This window comes from Lonsdalea britannica, assembly GCF_002111595.1.
GTDB classification, from domain to species: domain Bacteria; phylum Pseudomonadota; class Gammaproteobacteria; order Enterobacterales; family Enterobacteriaceae; genus Lonsdalea; species Lonsdalea britannica.
The window spans coordinates 85,873-104,311 of record NZ_LUTN01000012.1; the positions used below are offsets into that span (position 1 = coordinate 85,873).

The 18,439-nt window shown below is 53.2% G+C and carries 12 protein-coding genes; all 12 read right to left on the reverse strand.

Annotated elements, in window-relative coordinates:
* Nucleotide 1: 1 nt before the first annotated feature.
* Nucleotides 2–1,498, reverse strand: coding sequence for an AMP-binding protein (locus AU509_RS11450; RefSeq protein ID WP_094118374.1), 1,497 nt, complete (start codon nucleotides 1,496–1,498; stop codon nucleotides 2–4).
* Nucleotides 1,495–4,749 carry a non-ribosomal peptide synthetase gene (locus AU509_RS11455; protein ID WP_094118375.1) on the reverse strand — a complete coding sequence of 1,085 codons (3,255 nt, stop codon included), beginning with the start codon at nucleotides 4,747–4,749 and terminating at the stop codon, nucleotides 1,495–1,497. Before AU509_RS11455 ends, AU509_RS11450 begins: the two co-directional genes overlap by 4 nt.
* Nucleotides 4,746–6,947 carry a class I tRNA ligase family protein gene (locus AU509_RS11460; RefSeq protein ID WP_244200981.1) on the reverse strand — a complete coding sequence of 734 codons (2,202 nt, stop codon included), beginning with the start codon at nucleotides 6,945–6,947 and terminating at the stop codon, nucleotides 4,746–4,748. The genes AU509_RS11455 and AU509_RS11460 overlap by 4 nt, the downstream gene beginning before the upstream one ends.
* Before the next feature lie 23 nt (nucleotides 6,948–6,970).
* Nucleotides 6,971–8,035: an NAD(P)/FAD-dependent oxidoreductase gene (locus AU509_RS11465; protein WP_094118377.1), complete on the reverse strand. Its 1,065-nt coding sequence runs from the start codon at nucleotides 8,033–8,035 to the stop codon at nucleotides 6,971–6,973.
* Nucleotides 8,036–8,065: 30 nt separating this feature from the next.
* Nucleotides 8,066–9,427, reverse strand: a complete 1,362-nt coding sequence (locus AU509_RS11470; protein WP_094118378.1) for a lysine N(6)-hydroxylase/L-ornithine N(5)-oxygenase family protein — start codon at nucleotides 9,425–9,427, stop codon at nucleotides 8,066–8,068.
* 31 nt (nucleotides 9,428–9,458) lie between these two features.
* Nucleotides 9,459–10,721, reverse strand: a complete 1,263-nt coding sequence (locus AU509_RS11475) for an MFS transporter (protein ID WP_094118379.1) — start codon at nucleotides 10,719–10,721, stop codon at nucleotides 9,459–9,461.
* Nucleotides 10,714–12,036 carry an ATP-grasp domain-containing protein gene (locus AU509_RS11480; RefSeq protein ID WP_094118380.1) on the reverse strand — a complete coding sequence of 441 codons (1,323 nt, stop codon included), beginning with the start codon at nucleotides 12,034–12,036 and terminating at the stop codon, nucleotides 10,714–10,716. Before AU509_RS11480 ends, AU509_RS11475 begins: the two co-directional genes overlap by 8 nt.
* A 19-nt stretch (nucleotides 12,037–12,055) precedes the next feature.
* A complete protein-coding gene (locus AU509_RS11485) occupies nucleotides 12,056–13,195 on the reverse strand; it encodes a cytochrome P450 (protein WP_094118381.1) in 1,140 nt (379 codons plus the stop codon).
* Complete coding sequence (locus AU509_RS11490; RefSeq protein WP_244200982.1) at nucleotides 13,192–14,355, reverse strand: acyl-CoA dehydrogenase family protein; 1,164 nt, start codon at nucleotides 14,353–14,355, stop codon at nucleotides 13,192–13,194. Before AU509_RS11490 ends, AU509_RS11485 begins: the two co-directional genes overlap by 4 nt.
* 107 nt (nucleotides 14,356–14,462) lie before the next feature.
* Nucleotides 14,463–16,643: an iron-containing redox enzyme family protein gene (locus tag AU509_RS11495; protein WP_094118383.1), complete on the reverse strand. Its 2,181-nt coding sequence runs from the start codon at nucleotides 16,641–16,643 to the stop codon at nucleotides 14,463–14,465.
* Entirely contained in the window at nucleotides 16,640–17,563 is a 924-nt protein-coding gene (locus tag AU509_RS11500; RefSeq protein ID WP_094118384.1) for a hypothetical protein, read from the reverse strand. The genes AU509_RS11495 and AU509_RS11500 overlap by 4 nt, the downstream gene beginning before the upstream one ends.
* A complete protein-coding gene (locus tag AU509_RS11505) occupies nucleotides 17,563–18,426 on the reverse strand; it encodes an isocitrate lyase/PEP mutase family protein (protein ID WP_094118385.1) in 864 nt (287 codons plus the stop codon). The genes AU509_RS11500 and AU509_RS11505 overlap by 1 nt, the downstream gene beginning before the upstream one ends.
* Nucleotides 18,427–18,439: the final 13 nt, after the last annotated feature.

Consider the following 18,439-nt stretch of genomic DNA (forward strand, 5'->3'; position numbering starts at 1 on the left):
CTTAAACAGAGGTGATGAGTTGTTGCTGGTAACGCTCAAAAATTATTTTACGCAACGGCTTGAACTGTGATGACAGCAGGCCGTTTTCAATGGTGAACGGCTGTTCAGCAATAATGTAACGGGCGACATATTCATCTTTTTCTGCCGCCGTATTGGCTTTCTTTACTCCATCGTCGATGCCGGCAGCATCGGCAACGACACTAACCGGCGAGATCACTGCCACCAGCTCAGTTTGCTTCGGGCTGAAAATCACACACTCCGCAATCAAATCACAGTTTTTCAGACGCGTTTCAATGGGATGTACATCGATCTTTTTGCCGTTACCCAGCACGATGACATTGTCAGCTCGTCCCCGGATATAGAGAAAGCCCTCTTCATCGACATAGCCCAAATCCCCGGTACGCACTCCGCCGTCGGCAGTGAACATTTTTTCCGACGCACCCGGATCCGCATAGAGATAGTGGGTGTTGACCGGGTAGCGGCTGTATACAATGATCGCGCCTTCCGTATCTATCTCCACCCGCTTATCTGACAGTACTTGCCCTACACTGCCGGGGCGGCTAGCGGCCGGGTGATTCTTGCTTACGATGCAGGTCTCGTTCATGCCATAGCCTTCGAACAATGGCAGCCCAATCTGATGAAACAGTCGCACTGTCGCAGGATCAGCCGGTGCGGATCCGGTCCACAAATAGCGGATCTTATTACCAAACAGACGCTGGCCTTGCGTCGTCATCGTTGCCACATCACCGTCCGCCTTCTCGATATGACGCCGAGCGGCATCAAAGACCGCTGGAACCCCCATCACCACGGTCGGGTTAAGCTGTGGCATAACGAAAAACGCCGCCTGATAGTTGGTTAGAATTATGTCGTGTCCAAATTTTAACGCGGAATAAATCCAGTAACGCTGTTGCAACAAGGACAGAGGCAGAAACACCAACAGGCTATCTTGTGGACCATGAGTAAACAGGGTTTGCACATCGCGCAAAGAAGAATCGATACTGCCAACAGTGGCAGCCAGCCCTTTTGGCACGCCGGTGGAGCCAGAGGTGAATTTGACCGTTGTGGTTTCATCAGCGGCATAGCTGACCGGCGGTAATGTGGAGGGGTGTTGCGTGAGAAAAACATGAATTTCATCAATATAGCGGAGACTAGCTATCTCGTGATTATGCGGCTTATCGGTGAAAAGCCATTTCAGTTGATAGCGTTGGACCAACGCTTCCGTCGCCTCAAATTTGCCCGGGTCAAACCCTGCGGTACGTACTTTGATACGCAGCGCCGCCAGGTCGAGCAACACCCATTCAAGGCAGTTATCTGCCAGAATACCTATCGTATCTCCGGCACGAACCCCTTGTGCCAGCAGGCCATTCGCCACCTGCCCTACCTTGTCGTAAAGCGCCGTCAGCGGGATGGTTTTGCGCTCGCTGAGGGTGGCGATAATTAGGTTTCCATCCGGCGAAGGCGGATGATTAACGATGTCATTAATCAGGGATGCACTCATTCGCTCGTTCCTCGTGTCGCGATATGTGCAGCCATGCTCTGCACGGTATTAAACTGATACATAGACTCCAGCGGTAGCGCCACGCCAAAGGTTTTACGCACAATAGTAAGAATGCGCAGCGCGCTCAGCGAATTACCGCCAACGCTGAAAAAATCGTGGGTACGGTTGAGCTGCCTGACTGGTAGAACAGACTGCCAGATGCTCTGCAACTGGTCTTCAATAGCACCATTTTCCTCGCTCCGTGCTTCTGGCTGCGCGACCGTATCGCTCAATGCCAGCTGGCTAAGTGCTTTGCGATCCACTTTCAGATTGCGATTCAATGGCAGCGCTTGATGCCAGCAAAAACGAGACGGGATCATGTAATTCGGCAGATGCTGGTTGAGCGTCTGGCGTATCCGCTCCGGATTCAAACCCGCTTCGTCACCGACCAGATGTGCTACCAACATATCGCCGTTGGCACTTTTCACCGCCACCACAGCCGCCTCGTTAATCCCCGAAAGCGCTGCCAACGCGGCTTCGACGTCACCAGCCTCAATGCGGTAACCATTAACCTTGATCTGCAAATCCACCCGCCCAAGGATCTCAATGTTGCCGTCAGGCAGATAACGTCCTAGATCGCCGGTGCGGAAGCTACGAGACCGAGTTTCCGGACTCTCAAGGTAACGCTCGCGGGTTCGCGGCTCATCACGCCAGTACCCCGGAGTAATTCCCATACCGCTGGCCAGGATCTCCCCTGCTACCCAGTCTGGGCAGAGCGTTCCGTCAGGATGGCAAATCAGGCTTTGGTTATTAGCGTTGGGACGACCGTAGGGAATTACTTGAGCTGCACAATTCTCAGCGCTAATCGGATGGCAGATATTCCAGATGGTGGTTTCGGTAGGACCGCCGAGCGACCACTGACGGATCGCGGGCTGTTTCGCCAAGATCGCCGCAGGAAGGTTCGGAGGAATACGGTCGCCGCTCATCATCAGAAGACGCAACGATGACGGCATCGCATCGCCGTGATCGTGCATCATCCGCACAATGGCTGGCACCGAATTCCACACGCTAACCCGGTATTGAGCACACAGCTGCGCCCAATGTTCAGTATCGCCGCTTTTATCCGCATCAGGGATCACTAGCGCCGCACCCACCGACAGGGCACCGAAAAGATCCCACACAGAGAGATCGAAATTTAAGGCACTGATGGCAAAAAAGCGATCTTCCGGTGTGATGTCAAAACGACGCTGGCAGTCATCCACCACATTGATCACATTGCGGTGCGTCACCATCACTCCTTTTGGCTGTCCGGTGGTGCCAGACGTATACAGCACGTAGGCCAGATCATCTGGTGTGGCCTCCGCATCACACGGCATCAGTGTCCAGGTTCCCGGCTGAGGACGGCGTAGATCGAACTGCGGCAGGCCGCAGTCTATATCGACATTCGTCAACACCAGTCTCACTTCACCATCTTGCAACATATAATCGCGGCGAGCAGCGGGCAAGTGGGCGTCGATAGGCAAATAAGCTGCCCCTGCCAACACTATGGCCAGGATACCAATGACATGTTCCGGCGATCGTTCTACCACCAGCCCCACCAGCGTATTGCGTTGCACGCCCTGTGATTTCAGCCACTGCACAACTTCAGCTACGCGATTGTAGAGCTCGCCGTAGCTTAACTGGCGGTCCAGCGTGCAAAGCGCCTGTGCGGCGGGCTGCTGTCGTGCACGGAGGACAAAATCATCCCCCAGCATACGCGGCGTCACTGCCGACTGAGTTGCGTTAACCGCTTCACGTCGCTGACGCTGATCGTCCGGTAGTAGGTCAAACTGCGACTGGTGCCAACTTTTCGCCTGGCAAAGCAGACTGATCATCCGCTGATAACCTGCCGCCAGTGCCGTAAAGAAGCCCTCAGGGAAGCTTTCCTCAACACCATCCAGCCGGATAATTAACTTGTCATGCTGTTCAAAAACGAAGACATCTATCAGTACTTGCGGCGTTTGACTAAGGGTAAAAACTTCCTCACCAAACAGCTCCAGCGCATCTCCGTTTACCCCTTCCAGCGCGCCCAACGTGCAGTTAAACGTGTAGGGCGTTCGGGCGGCCGCCAGCCCGCGTTGACGGGCTAACTCCTGCATCACCTCAATGCCGGAAAAATGGCGATGGTCCACATCCTGATGCAGGCGATGTTGTAGTGCGCTCGCTCGCTCGGAGAAAGTCAGTTGTGCATCGCGCATCACTTCCACCAACAGCGGAGCGGAGAAAGGCCCAATGGAGCGAAACGCCTGTGGGTGGATAGGACGGCGTTCTGAAACGGTAACATTCAGGGTGAAGTGATCCTGAGCCCCCCAGTAGTGGAGGGTCTCGGACCATGCGGTCATCAGCACAGCAGCGGGTGTCAGCTGATGCGCATGAATTTGTATCTTTAACGCTTGCCAGGGACCGGCTTCCAGCGACACTACCCGCTGGCTGAAACGTGATGTCAGATCGCTCGGCTTCGTGGTCTGCGGCAAATTGGGCGCAGGCGGCAGCATAGGGATGCGGGCCAGCCAGTAATCGCGTGAACGCTGCCAGGCGGGCTTCCCACGCTCATTTTGCAGAGCATCAATATGGTCGTTAAATGTCAAGTAACCGACCGCGTCCTCCTCCCCCTGATAATAGCGATACCAGTGATGGAACAGCAGAAACATGCTGATACCGTCAACAATCATACCGTCGTGATTGATGAACAGTACCATCCGATCATCGGCGAGCAGCGCAACATTTACCTGCAACAGCGCGCCTTCTGTCGACAACATCAGATGGGATTTCTCGTCACGTAGACACGCCCGTGTCCGCTGTCGCTGTTCCTCCGGTAACCCACGCAAATCGTGGCGGATAATCACGGGGACGTCATCACTGATAAACTGGGCATTGTCGTCTAAGATGCGTAGGCGCAGCGCAGAATGCGCCGCCACCACTTGCTGAAGCGCCTGTTCCAACCGCGCAACGTCCCAACATCCTTCGATTTCATGGCAGACTTGATTCGCCACTCCGCCACCGTCAAAAAGCCGTGAACGTCCGCGGTAATAGGCTTGCTGTAATGGCGTCAGTGAGAAACTGTCCGCACGCTGTTGCAGCCATCCCAACAGCGCTGCCTTATTTTCGCGCAGCGCCGCCACCAAAGACGGCGTAATATTTTGCGTGGCGCCTTCCAGTTTCAGATTACCGTCTAGCTGGCTGATTTTCAGACCAGCCTCTTCAACTTGCTTTAACAGTTCTGCTGGGGTCATTCGGTGACTCCCTTCGCTGCACTGCTCTGCTGACGCGCAGCCTCATCCGCGACTTTGCCTAACGGCTGGTTAAGCAATAAGTCCAACGGGATATCCGCCTGCATCTCGTTTAGCAAATAATATTGCAACGTGACCGCCATCAGTGAGGTGGCCCCCAACTCTGACAGTCGCTGTGAAGGTTGGGGGTTGACGTTGGGCAACAGCGTCGTTAATTTCCCGGCCAGCCAGGCCCAGTGAGGCGTATCCAGCGATGCGTCAGGATCGCTAAAGAAATTGATTTGATGCAGGGTAATTGCGTTGCCCGGCGTAACAATCTCCGCCTGCTGCGGCCAGTCATCCGCTACCGGATTACCCAATGCCGCCGCCAGATGGCCAGAAAAACGCGGCATCAGCGGTTGAGCAATGCGTGAAAGTAGCTGCGCCGCCGCCAATTCCAGCGCCAGCGAGGTACGATATTCGTCTTTCCAGTCAGGGATGGCCGCCAGTTGCTGCTGGGATTGCGAAAAGATCAGGGTATCCTGTACCAGCAATTTCAGCTGTTGCGCCGCACGGCGCAGTGAAAAACCATCACTGTTCAGCGCGTTCTTCATGCATTGCAGATGACCGTTAAGCTGTGCCCAGAACGCGACCTGCTCTTTGGTCCAGATCCCGGCATCTGGCGCCTGCCCCGCAAAAAGGCGGGCAGTACGTTGACCAAGCTCGTGCAACCAGCCTTGCCATTCGCCAATTAAGGTCTGACGTAGCTCCGTCAGGTAGGCCGCGAGTTGGAAATTGGTGCGCTCCTGCTCCGGGCGAGTCAGACAGAGATAAAAACGTACCGCATCAACGCTTTCCGGAGTGAGGATCTCTTTGCCCCAGACTGCATGGCGGCGACTGGTAGAGAATTTTTTACCGTCAAGCAGATAGAATTCATTGTGATGATAATCGATATCCGGTTGCCATTCTGGGTAAGCCAGCCGATATAGCACGGGGTAAAGAATGCTGTGATAAAAGCTGTTGTCATAGCCAAAAAAGTGAATAATTTTCCAGTTGGAATCAGGTTGGTCCGCTTTCCACGGCTGGCTAACTTTTTTTCCTAACTGTTCAATATCCCACAAAAATCCGTAGCTCATCTCTGGCCATACCCAGATAACCTGACCTTCACCTTCCACCTCAGCAGGAGTAATCCCCCAATCTGATAGATGAGAGAGCGGCACATCCAGTGAATCACGGCTGAAAACCCGCTGCGCCAGCTCGCGCATTCTTGCGGGTACCCGGCCTACTTTGTGGTGCGCTTTGACTGTTTCGGCAAACTGATGTAGCGGCAGCATATAACGCTTAACCATGGCCTTCAGCGGCGGAAGCTGGCTGGCTTTGCTGACGGGCATGTCGAGGTCAGTCACCACATTTGGCTCACCACACTCCTCACAGATGTTGCCGTTAGTGGCATGACCGCAGCCCGGACAGGCACCGGCGACATCCACTTCATACAGATAGTGCCCGCTGTCCTTATCGCACAGTGCTGGCGCTTCTCGCATTTGGACCTGACCACTCGCCACCAGCCGACTGAAAAAGCGCTGCGCACCTTCGGCATAGCCGTCCGCATCGTTAGTCATCGTGTAGTGATCAAGTTCGATATCCATCATGCTCAGCGTCTGGCGGATCTCCTGGGAGTAATGACGCGCCACTTCCGCTGGAGTTGAGCCTTCGCGATTGGCCAGCGCCGCGACATAACTTTGGAAATCGTCGGAACCTGTCATGTGCCACGCCGGATGACCCAACAGTCGCTGGTAGCGCACATAGACATCCGCGCCAAGGTAAGGGCCAGAAAGATGTCCAAGATGCAAATCCCCGTTCGGCGTTGGTGGCGTCGAGAATACAAACTGTGGGCGTGCCGGGTTCTGGCGCTCTTGTGACGATGCAGAACGTGCTGAACTGGCGGCATCACGGCGATATTGCAAAAAGAAAATCAGATCTACCTCGCCGGTGTTTTCCAACACATGGGATTCAAAGGGCGCAAATTGCGCCACACTACCGGCTTTCACTGCATGAACATGGCTGTCAACCAGTAAGGTGCCTTCGCCGCTGACGATAACGAACATCTCTGTTTCATCGTGCTGATGGCTAGCGGAGCGCTCGCCTGGCGCAACCTTGCCCAAGCCTGCCGGAAAATCAAGCCCGTCAAGATGACTGATATCAATGTCAAACATCTGGGCCATATCTGCATTTTCTAAATGATGGATCACCATATTTTTTTCTCCAGTCCTGACAGATGTGGAATTAATTTGATCACTTCAGCGGCGATCGCTGGCGCCAGACGGTAGCCGGAACCATTGCAGCCTGCGGCGTAGATCACACCGTCATCTGCACGAATCACTGTCGGTTCACTGCCGGGGCTATAGGCGTCACAAAATACCCGACCATCGTGAATCTGTTCGGCTAGCGCCGGGGCATATTTCGCGAGGGTTTCGCGCGCGTTAGCGAGGTCGGCTGGAGTGAGTGAGCCGACAGATTCCGGGTCAACATCCCACTCTTTGCAGGTGTAACTGAACAGCCACTGTTTACGGTGATGGCACGGAAGCAAAAAGGCGTCTTCTTTATCAAAGACGACAAGCGGTGCCTGCATTGTCGGCTTGACGTTGATATGCGCAGCAACAATCTTTTTTATCCGCAGGCCTCTGGAGGAAAGGGTTTCACCGTTCAGGGGATGGTTAATCCACGGGCCAGGCACAATAATTGCCTGACGCGCCTGAATATCCACCCCGGAACGTAAGGACAGCCGATAGCACGGCCCTTCTCGCCTCAGTGCCTCTACTTCAGTCCCTTCGAGATAATCAATTTTGTCGCGCAGTTTTTCCATATAATAATTAACCAGCGCAAACACATTGGCATAATTTGCCCCGCCGCCTTTTAATACGCGCAAGTCATTACCAGCTGCCGCATTTAAATCAATCAGATCACTAATGCAATTTATCCTCTGATGAAACCCCACACTCGGAAGATATTTTCCCTCTACGCTTGGGATATTGCGACTTTCCGTTATTAATTCCATCGCAAGCGGATATATCGGCGCACAGTCGTTTATTAACCGCTGATAATAATCATGGCTGTATTCCGACATCTGTCTCACTCTTTCACTACCGCCACGTGGAAAATGCACACCTGCGGAATAAAAAGAGGCACCAGAACCGGAAAGGTTTTTATCAATAATCGCAAGTTTTAAATTAGGGTGATTATTTATCAGTTCTCTGGCGATGGTAGACCCAAGAATGCCCCCACCGACAAGCGCGATGTCATATTTCAGCATAATGTTTCGTTCCTAGAAAAATGCTGCGACTTAACTCAAGAAACCATGTGAAATTCGCTTATATTCTTTTTCATCAATATTCGGGTCTTCCTGCGGGTTATTTTCCGCTGGCGGAGCCCAGTCGATAAAAGAAGGATGTTGAAGCGAAGGATATTCGCCGCACAGTCGGCCCACAATGCGCTGCGCGCGCCATGCATTTAGGCTGAGGTTTAAATCCGGTAGGCCGCGTTGTCCCCGTACCGCATTTTGAACAAAAATATTATTTCCCTTAGGGCCATCCCATTTTACGGCGAAGTCTTTATCCACTACGAATTCTTCTTTTTCGCGGTGAATACGCTCGACCAGCGTGCCGAGAAAACGCTTTTCAGTAGGGGAATAGCCGGTAGCCCAGACCACCACATCAGCTTCTTGGATCTCCGTGCCTAATGAATCAAGATGACAATATTCGAGCTGCCAGCTGTTTCTCCCAGTCGGTTTTACGTTGCTGACTGAGCGACTGGTCTGCATGACAATGCGAGTTTTCCCTGGCGTAATAAAGTTGAGGCTGTAAAGTTTCTGGTAAATTTGGCGCAGCGTCGATTCTGAAATACCGTCGGAGGTTAGAATATTTTCCCGATTGGTACTCTGTCGCAGATGCAACGGCAGCTTGTTAAAATAGTCTGAATAATACGGCATATAAAAATCATTGGTGAAAGTCGAATCATCAATAGGAAAGAAATTACGCCGTCGTGAAATCCAGTGAATGCTGGTCGGCCGGTCACTATCGGGCTTCGACAGTAAATCCAGAAAAACTTCCGCCCCTGATTGTCCACCACCAATAATAATCACCCGTTTTCCGGCCATTAAGCTACTTCTCTGCATATACTGGCTGACATGAAACTGCGTCTTCCCAATATACGCCGTGGCGAATTCCGGCACCCACGGTTGAGTGCCTACACCGATGGAAATATTTTCAGCGGTCAGTTCTCTTTTATCGGTGACAATTTTAAAAACCTTGTCGAAATCAATATTGAGCACCTTCTCACCAAATATAACATTCTCATTTTTTTCAGCGGCCCAGGCTAGATAATTACGGAATTCCCGGCGAGGAACTTCATCGAACTGGGCATTGAGAAAGTGATAAATACGTCCTTTTTCATGCAAATAAGCCAGAAAAGTAAATATATTTGTTGGATCGGCTAGCGTGCTGAGATCTTTAAACAGTGAAACTTGTAACGTAGCCCCCTCGATCATCTGATCGTCATGCCAGGAAAAAGAGGATTTTCCGTCGAGGAAAATATTTTTAATCCCCTGCTTTCCATATAATAGCGACGCCAAACTTAAATTGGCCGGTCCCGCACCAATTCCCAGCAGTTTAAAATGTGGCTGTACATCCTTGCATGATCCGGTCATATATTCTTCCTTCATACATAATCAAAGATAGTTATTCAGCAACTTTGCTTGCATCGACATTTTCAGCAGGGCTGTGTTGATTTTTTCCTATCGAGGTCTCCGTAGCGCAATATCCGCAAACCACCGCGGCGAAAAATGATCCGAGCGAAATAACCGGCCAGATGGCAGTACCAAGTTGCAAATAAAGCCAACCACCAACCACCGGCCCCAACGCGATACCCATGCTAAACATAAAGTGAAAGCTGCCTAGGTAGTGTGCTTTGAGATGTTTCGGTCCGGCATTAGCAGGGAAGGCAAAAAATGCGGGGCCGGAGATGATCTCGCCAACCGACCAGATCAGCGTGCCGACAATCAGCGCCGCAGGGCCGATCGGCACAGCATAAAACGCGACGCCACTGCCAATCAGCGCAAATCCCAGCGCCAGCATTTTACGTCTGGCGTAGTTCTGTGTGATTTTGGTTATAAGCAATTCAAAGCAGATAACAATTACGCCGTTCAACGACACCGCCAGCGTGTACCAAAACAGGCCAATGTTCTGATCTTCTACGTACATGGGCAACGTGGTAATGTACTGCACAAATACAGCTGAATGGCACAGGGTTGCCAGCAAAAAGAGCACAATTCGGCGGTCCGCCAACACGTCCAGATAGCTGCCTCCACATTGTGTGGCAGGTAATGGTGATCCCTCGGTCCTACGGGGTTTACCGGGTAAAGTCAGCATTGCCAGCAGCGCATATAGCCCGGCGATGATCGCCTCGCCCCAGAACAGCCAGGTAAAGCTTTCTCCGCCCCAATGATACAGCGCGTAGCCAATCAGCGGCGCGCCCGTCGCTCCCAAATTTAACCCCAGCCGATAGATGGCGAAAATCATCGTCTGTCGCTCAGTTGGCGTTTGCTGCGAAAGCAGCGTCGAGGACGCCGGTCGAAATAATTGGGCGCAGAGACTAGCTAACGCCACCACCAACAAAATCGTCGTAAAATGATGCAAATAAAGCAGCGCTGCTGTCAGCACCGCCGTGGCACCCATGCTGATCATGGTGGCAGTACGAGCCCCCAGCCGCTCGCTGAGGCTACCGCCCATCAACGCGCCCATTACCGCACCGGTGCCGTAAACAAATAGCGCGATGATAGTCTGCTGATGGGTGTACCCCAGAGAAAGAAGAAACAGCACAATAAAAATCTGTAAAAAGCCCGAAAGGCGATTAATCATCACACCGAACAGAATGACCTTCGATGATAGCGGGCTTTGCGCAAAGGTTTCCCATACGCCAGGCATGGCGGAATGATTAGTCATGGTCTACCTCAATATCTACAGTGATGGATGCACGAACGTCTGCTTCCAGTAGGTTGAGCTCCGCCTCACTAGCAGCATCGATAAAGAAGGTAACGGCGCGATCGTCGGAAGAACGCAGCGCTGTGAGCGATTCGCCGCGTTGCTTGTGAACAAAAACAGCGCGTAATACCGGCGGATCCTGAAGCTGTCCCGGAAGAATTTCCGGCCAGGTCTGGTTATCCTCAATCCAACTTACCTGTACATCAGGCCATCGCACATGCACGTCCCTTAGCACACCCGGCGTATGTTCCAGATAAACCTGGCGCGCTACACGCATTGGTATCGGATAACGCGCTTTCTCACCAAGCATGATTTTGATAATGGCGGACTCCAACGGCTCCCCACAGGCCAGCCGGTAAAGTGGCAGAATGCCGTCTCCCGGCGTGCGGGCAGCAATTTCCATCAGGTAAGGTTTGCCATCAAGGCTTACGCGCCACTCGGAATGGGCAATACCATCAGAAAACGCCAGCGCACTCAGCACCTGCCGGGTAGATTGCAATAGCAGGGCATTTTCGAATCCCAATCCGGGCACGGTATGTGCTAGCTCCACAAAGGTGTTGCTGTGCTGGTCGGTGGTCATTTTGTGCGTTACGGAAGAGAATATGATTTCGCCATCCTGCACCAATGACTCCACCGAATACTCCTGCCCTTCTATCCGTTGTTCCAGCAGCAGGGTTTCATAAGCTGGATAATCCACCAGCGCCGCGCGTGCCTGCCGTTCGTTATCCACAGAAATGACGCCTGATGAGGAGTGCCGCGTCGCCGGTTTTACGATCAATGGCCAAGGCAGCGTACTCCAGTCAATTTCCTCGCGCTTTTCCGGTGCAATCACTCGCGAAGGCGGGCTGAATGGACTTAAGTAAAAACGCTGCAAATATTTACTGCGGCACACGCGGGTTGCCCGCAGACCTGGGCTGTTCAGGCCTAACGCATCGGCAATGATTCCGGTCGGTTCCACCAAGGTTTCTCCTACCGCAAAAGCCCCCACGATATGGTACTGCTGCTGCCACTGTTGCAGCGCGGCCACGACACTGGGGTTAAAAGACGCTTCCCGATCCAGCGCTCCCTGAACATAGGCAATATCGGCGATCAACCCAGTGATGCTGTGCTTATTCTGACGAGCGGCCTCAGCCCCCTGACGATAGGATTCCGGCGTGACGACCAGAATGGTAATGTCCCGGTTCGCCAGCTCACGCAGGTAAAGTGAATTGCGGCATATGACCCAAAATGCGCCAGTCAGCACGAAAGCACAGGGCAAATCTTTTTCAGCGTTCATAAATAAACCTTGTAAGCCGTTAAAGGATCAGTTTGGGGATACGCGCGTTGCCAGATGGCAGATAGCCGGTGCAATGGAGCGACTTAATCGCTACAGCGTCATGCTGCCGCACCGCATCGAGAAAACCACTGGCAATCGCCACCGCCACACCTTGACCCGGGCAACGATGGCGTCCATTGCTAAAGGTGAAACAACGGCGGTCAGTGCGGTTTGGGATAAATAAGTCCGCCTGCGGGTTGGCCTGGGGATCTCGGTTGGCGGCAGCCAGCAACAGTAGTACTGTATCGCCCGCGGCGATTTCCTCACCGCGCCACCGGAATGGCGCGGCGGCGAAGCGGCGGGTGTTCTGGATCGGCGCATCAAATCGCGCGACTTCTTCCACAAAGTCGTTCAGCGAGGCCTCGATGAATGATTGCGGATAGCGCTGTGCTGCCAGTAGAGCATTGCCGATCAATCCGGCGGTGGCATCATACGTTTGCGAAAGTAAACCGATGCTATTTGCAATCAGTGCAGCCTGGTGCGTCCAGTCATCGGCCACCGCCGCATGCAGTAGCGCGGCCAGCAAGGTCCCTTCTTTGACCTGCTCAAGCTGACTGCCATAACGCGTGAGCAGTTGCTCCGCGGCTAAACTGGCTCGAGCCTGCTGTTCAGCGCTGGCAGAAGCAGGAATACAAAGTACAAATTCGGCGATTAATGCGCTCATTTCCGGCAGAGCGTCATCACTAAAACCGCACAGCGACGCGACTATTGCGGCCGGAAGGGTAAATACCAGATCGTTAATTTCACCGTGCTGTTGCAAACCGCGAAGAGCGTTCGCAAATGCCTTTTGCTGCACCTGCTGCAAATCTGCGGAGGCGATCGCCTGCACGATAATGCTTTTCAACCGCTGTTGGTGCTCTCCTTCGCGCATCCGCACCAGATTACCGAAAATGTCGCCTGCCGCAGTGCCGACGAGGCCAACCGGAACGGGTTCCGAAATAGGACGCACCTGAAGCTGTGACGCCTCGAGAACCGCCGTGACCGAGGCCGCATCCGCAGCGATCCACAACTTTAGCTCCGGATCAAAACTGAACGGCTGCTCACGCGTCAGCATGGCGTACCAGCCATAAGGATTTTCATGCTGAATCGCGCTGAAGGGATTAAGTGCAATATGGCTCATAGCAGATCCTCCCGGAGCTTAAGACGGTGGGTATCCAGTGCCGAGGCGATATTCATCAGCAGCGTTTCCGACGCACCTTCATAAATACGCAGTGGACGGATCTGCAGATAAAGCCGAGCAATAGCGCTGTCAGCCACCACACCAGCGGCCCCTAGCATTTGCAATGCATCATCAACAATGCGGCTCGCCTGTTCCGTGGAGAAGTATTTCGCCATTGCCGAGCTTTTACCAAACCCCGGCTCACTGTTGTCCATCTGCCAGGCTGCATGTGCCGTCATCAGCGTAGCTGCAGACAGTGTGATCTCCATTTTTGCCAAGGTGGCTTTCACCAGTTGTAAGTCAATGAGCCGCCCCTGGTAGATTTTTCTGAGCGAGGCGTGGCGTAGCGCAATATCCGCCGCGCGGCGGGCAAAACCGATAGCCGCGCTGGCGACCGTCATGCGAAAGCGATCCAGGGTATCCAGCGCGATGATGAACCCCTGCCCCGGCTTACCCAGCAGGTTTTCCGCAGGAACCCTGACGCGATCGAAGTGCAGATGCGCCCAAGAGCGCGGAGCAAGGGCTTCCAGCGGCCTGTTGCAGATACCTGCCAGCGAGGCATCGACGATAAAGGCGCTCAGGCCTAATGGTCCCGGGCCTTCACCTGTGCGAGCAATGACAATGAGGCAACCGGCAATGTCGCCTTGCGCAATCCAGGCTTTATCGCCACTCAGCAGATAATGGTCACCTTCACGTTCAGCGACAAGTGCCACTGCGGAGACATCCGATCCCGCCTCCGGCTCTGATATGGCGAAAGCAGCCGCACAGTCACCGCTAGCGAGCCGGGGCAAATACAACTGGCGCTGCGCGTCGTTACCGTAACGGCGAATCACACTTCCGCTTAAGGTTTGAATCGACCAAGCGAAGTCCAGCAAATCATTGTGATAAGCCAGCGTCTGGCGAAATAAACACGCGCTACGCGCATCGGTGCTAAAGTGATGCTCCGGTCCGTCAAGGTGCGCCAGCCAACCAGCTCGGCCCAGCAGTTGCAGCAGACGTTTGCCCTGCGTCGCAGGATCCGCGCCGTCTTGTTGCCATGCAAATTGTTGGTGCTGGCACCAGCTATCCAGCGCCGCGATCTGTTCAATATGCTCTGGTTGGTAAAAAGGCACCGTTAACATTGCATTATCATGACTGAATAGATTATCCATTGCGCAGCCCTGTATCCATGCTCTTCTCCGCAGCGTTGCCCTGTGAGATCGGCTGTTAAATGATTGTGGTGTGAAGATCAGATCAGTAATTCGCTGTGATTTGTATTTTCAGGCACGTTCTCTGTTGGCAGATCAGTTTCAACATAAAGCGCAAAGGAAGCGTAGCCGCGCCAGATGCGCCGCCAGCGCTGCTGAACTTCGTCCTCGCTTAGACCGAGTTTACTGTCATCCAAATGGTCAATAATCAGATCAACCGCCTGCCGGGAATGCCCTGCGGAGAAATTATCAATAGTCAAATGCGCTTCTTCATAAATGGTGTCGAAACCATAGCGACGCAGCTTCTGGATCTCATGCATGCGCATTTCGCCTAGTCCCAGCATTTCAATCCCTAGGTTGTAGCCAAGCAGTTCTTCATAAAAAGTGTCGGGAAACTGCGATATTGCCAACTGATGCAGCGAAAAATCGTAGATATCGGGCAGTTCTTCCTGCTGGCAGAAGGCTTTTTCACGGATGTGCGGCAGGCTGATATCCATGCTTTTCAGCACCCGCAGGATCAGAGTGATGTGATTTTTCTCATATTCACCCAGCCCCATTTCGTCGGCGTAGATCGCCAGCATTTTGCCATCAACGCGCCGGTGATTACGCAGGGTTCCACCGAACCGGTGCGCCCAAGCGCCATCGATCATGCTACCTAGCGCCATCAATTTTTGGCCAAAGAGCACACTTTCTCGATCGGGGATTTCCGTCAGGCGTTCATAAGGGTGCACCAGTTTTTCCCAGTAAATTTTTTCCATGCGCGCCAACAGCGCTTCCGGGGTGTAACTGAAATAGCTGGCGTCTGTGTAGCGCCCACTGCTGCCGGTGGTGAAAAGCGCTTCTGCTTGTTGCAACGTTTGCTCAACCCGCAGTTTTAATCGCGCCAGATGACAGGGGTAATGCTCGATATTCACCAGGCGCCACAACAGCTCCCGGTGATCGGGCAACTGCGCACTCTGCCAGACAACGTGCGATTGTAGAGAAGTATCTCGGCAGCGTTTTAGCCAGACTGCTGACTGCTCACTTCCTGCGTCCGTAAAGTCGCTGAGACAAATGTCATCCCCGCTTTGCGAATTGGCTATCCAGCGAGCCATGGTTGCCGCTTCTTGGGGGCTGAAAATACCAAACATTGATCCGCCAAAACGGATCGCTTTCTGAAAACTGCATTCACCTGACGGTAACTGGCGAAAGTAAGGCGAGGCGCGTAGGGCGCGTAAAAATGTCTCCGTATCAGATAATTGCTCCGGACACTCCGCTAGGCTGCATTTTTCCAGACGGATACGCTTATGATGTTTACCTGCCAGCGGCAGATGACGACGAACAATCTCCGCCATGCGGTCGTCCGGCGTGCGTTGCGCCAGTTGGCTTTGCAGCGCCAACAACATCTCGCTGTTGGCTAGCTCTAGATCTACGGCACGAACCACAGCATTCAGCATGCGTTTTTCGCTGACCGCCCCTTGCTCATCCTGCTGACAGTGGCGCAAGAATGTGGCCATCAGCGTATCAAGCTGCACCTGAGCGATAGGCGCGGGCAACCCCAGCAGCGCATCATCAAAACCGAGGCAGTAGTAAGCGTAATGAAGCCCCACCACTTCTGGCAGATGGCTGGCGGGCAAGCGGGACAACGCCAACCAGAAAGACGCCTGCCAGGCGGTGAGTTCAACACTTCCGAGGCATTCTGTGATGCCAGAAGTGTAAACTTCAGGTATGGCGATACCCATCGCGGCGAACTGGCGGTAACGCAGCCTTTGCTGGCTGTTGGCTATTTCACCATGCCCTTTCAGCGCAAAATTTTGTCCACCAAGGAGGCAAACCACTTCAGCGGGTTCGGTGGCGGGCTGCGAAACATAATCCAACCAACAGCCTGCAATCAGTGCTAACAGAGCACGCTGACGCAGTAGCTGTTTACGATCGTCATCATTCGCCTGCGACAGTCGCTCGACCCGCTTGAACAACGTGGTCTTTGCCGTGGCAATAAATGCGGGCAGTTCTACGGCGGTCAGCGGCGGAAAATCCGCTGTTGTACTGGCCAATAAGGTCTCAGTTAACTGGAGGGCCAGCAGCTGTTGCCCTTCGCTCTCAATATCGCTGGCAAACGCTTTATACAGCGTCTTCGCGGACCCTTGTTCTAGCCACGCATCCAGCACAGGCTTCGCCTCCGGCGAAAAATGAAACTGTAAATAAGGAAGTGCCGTGGTGCAGTCCCTGATTGTCGTATTCACTTTTCTTTCCTTTTTTGCAACAGAACTGACGCTCGTGCGCCGGGAATACTCGCAGCCAGTTGGAAGATACCCTGAGCGGGGAGTCGTCCACTGACTTCAGCATCAATAAGATTGATCAACGGATCGGCGGAAAAACAGTGGCCAATTCGGGCGATGTTGTCAGTGAACAGCTGTCCAGCGGCGTAGCCTGCCTGGCGTTCTTTCAAATTACACAGCGGCAGGTAAACGTTGGTATGAAATAAAAGGCTAATATCGCTGATATTAATTTGCGTCTCGGCAAACAATTGCTGATTAACTGCGATTGCCAGTGTTGAAGACAGTCCGTCGGCAACCGTGGAGAGATCCTGTTTTTCTGCACTGGCTAAGATGGTGAATCCCTCGCTGGGATGGCCGCTGCCAGTTATCACACAGCTTGCCGCCCCGTCAGAGAACAAGGCAAAATTTTCCAACCGTGGTTTTGCATCTGCCATGCAATCACTGGCCACTAGGAGAATCGCGTTTGATTGCCCACTCGCAATCCGCGCCTGGGCCAGCCGTACGCCTTTCAGTAAATTGGTACAGCGCCCCAGCGTCACACCTGTTATTTCGGCCTGATTCAGCTGCAAAGCATCGGCAAAAGTACAAAGCATGCGGGTTTGCTCATCGGCATTGGCGGCCAGTGAGCTGCTGCAAAAAATGACCGTGTCTATGGGTTCAACCGAATCAGCTAAAGTTTTACGCGCACTTTCCAACGCCAACTGCATAAATGAGGATGTAGTCTTGCGTACCTCTCCCCATCCCCACATTTCAGGCAGCTCAGGCATAGAAAACATTGCGGCACGCTGCTGCCAGCCTGGGAGCTGATCGTAAGGCAGTGTTTCCTCGCCCAGTTCATAATGGAGGGCGGTCATTTTTATCTGCGCAAAAACATCGCCAACCATCAGAGTTTTCCTTTCGTGAGAAGCTTCGCCACGTCAAAATAGCCGACAGACCGGTCAAGAAAAGTACAGCTTCCGTTTTGTTGAAGCTCCTGTAGCGCAGAGAAACAGCCGCCCAGCGCCGCGCGGGATAAGGCCGATCCCAGGCTAACGCGTGTGACGCCAAGGGCAAACAACTCGGATACGGTCAGCCGATTCCCTGCGCCTAGCAGCACGTTTACCGGCACATTGACCGCACGACATACCGTTTTAATTGATTCAGCATCCGGCAGCGCCGGGGCATACACCACATCCGCACCTGCTTTTTCAAAGGCTTTCAGCCGTGCAATGGTGTCCTGAAGATCGTGGATGCCGTACAGAAAGTTTTCAGCACGTGCCGTTAAGGTAAAGGGGAAAGGTAGTCTTCTGGCCGCCTCCACAGCGGCTTCGACACGCATTAGTGAGGTGGAGAAATCTCTGATGGGTTGCTGTTCGTCGCCGGAATAATCTTCGATAGAACAACCCACGGCCCCGGTGGCCGCTGCTGCCATGATGTTGCTGATAATGCCATCGGCATCGCTGGCAAAACCATCTTCCAAGTCGACAGAAAGGGGCAAATCGGTCACGCTGACTATCTGACTGGCATTTTCCAGAGTTTCTTCCAAGGTTACCGCCGCGGTGCGGTCAAGCTTTCCGAGGGAAAAAGCTAGTCCGGCGCTGGTGGTGCCGAGCGCAATAAATCCCGCCTTTTCCATTAAAATAGCCGTGCCGCGATCCCATGGATTGGGCATAACGAAAGGCACGCCGTTGGCATGCAGGCGTTTAAATAATTCACCTTTTAGTTTTTGTGTTTTAATAAACTGACTTGCCTCAATATTGACAGTCATAGTTTTACCCTAA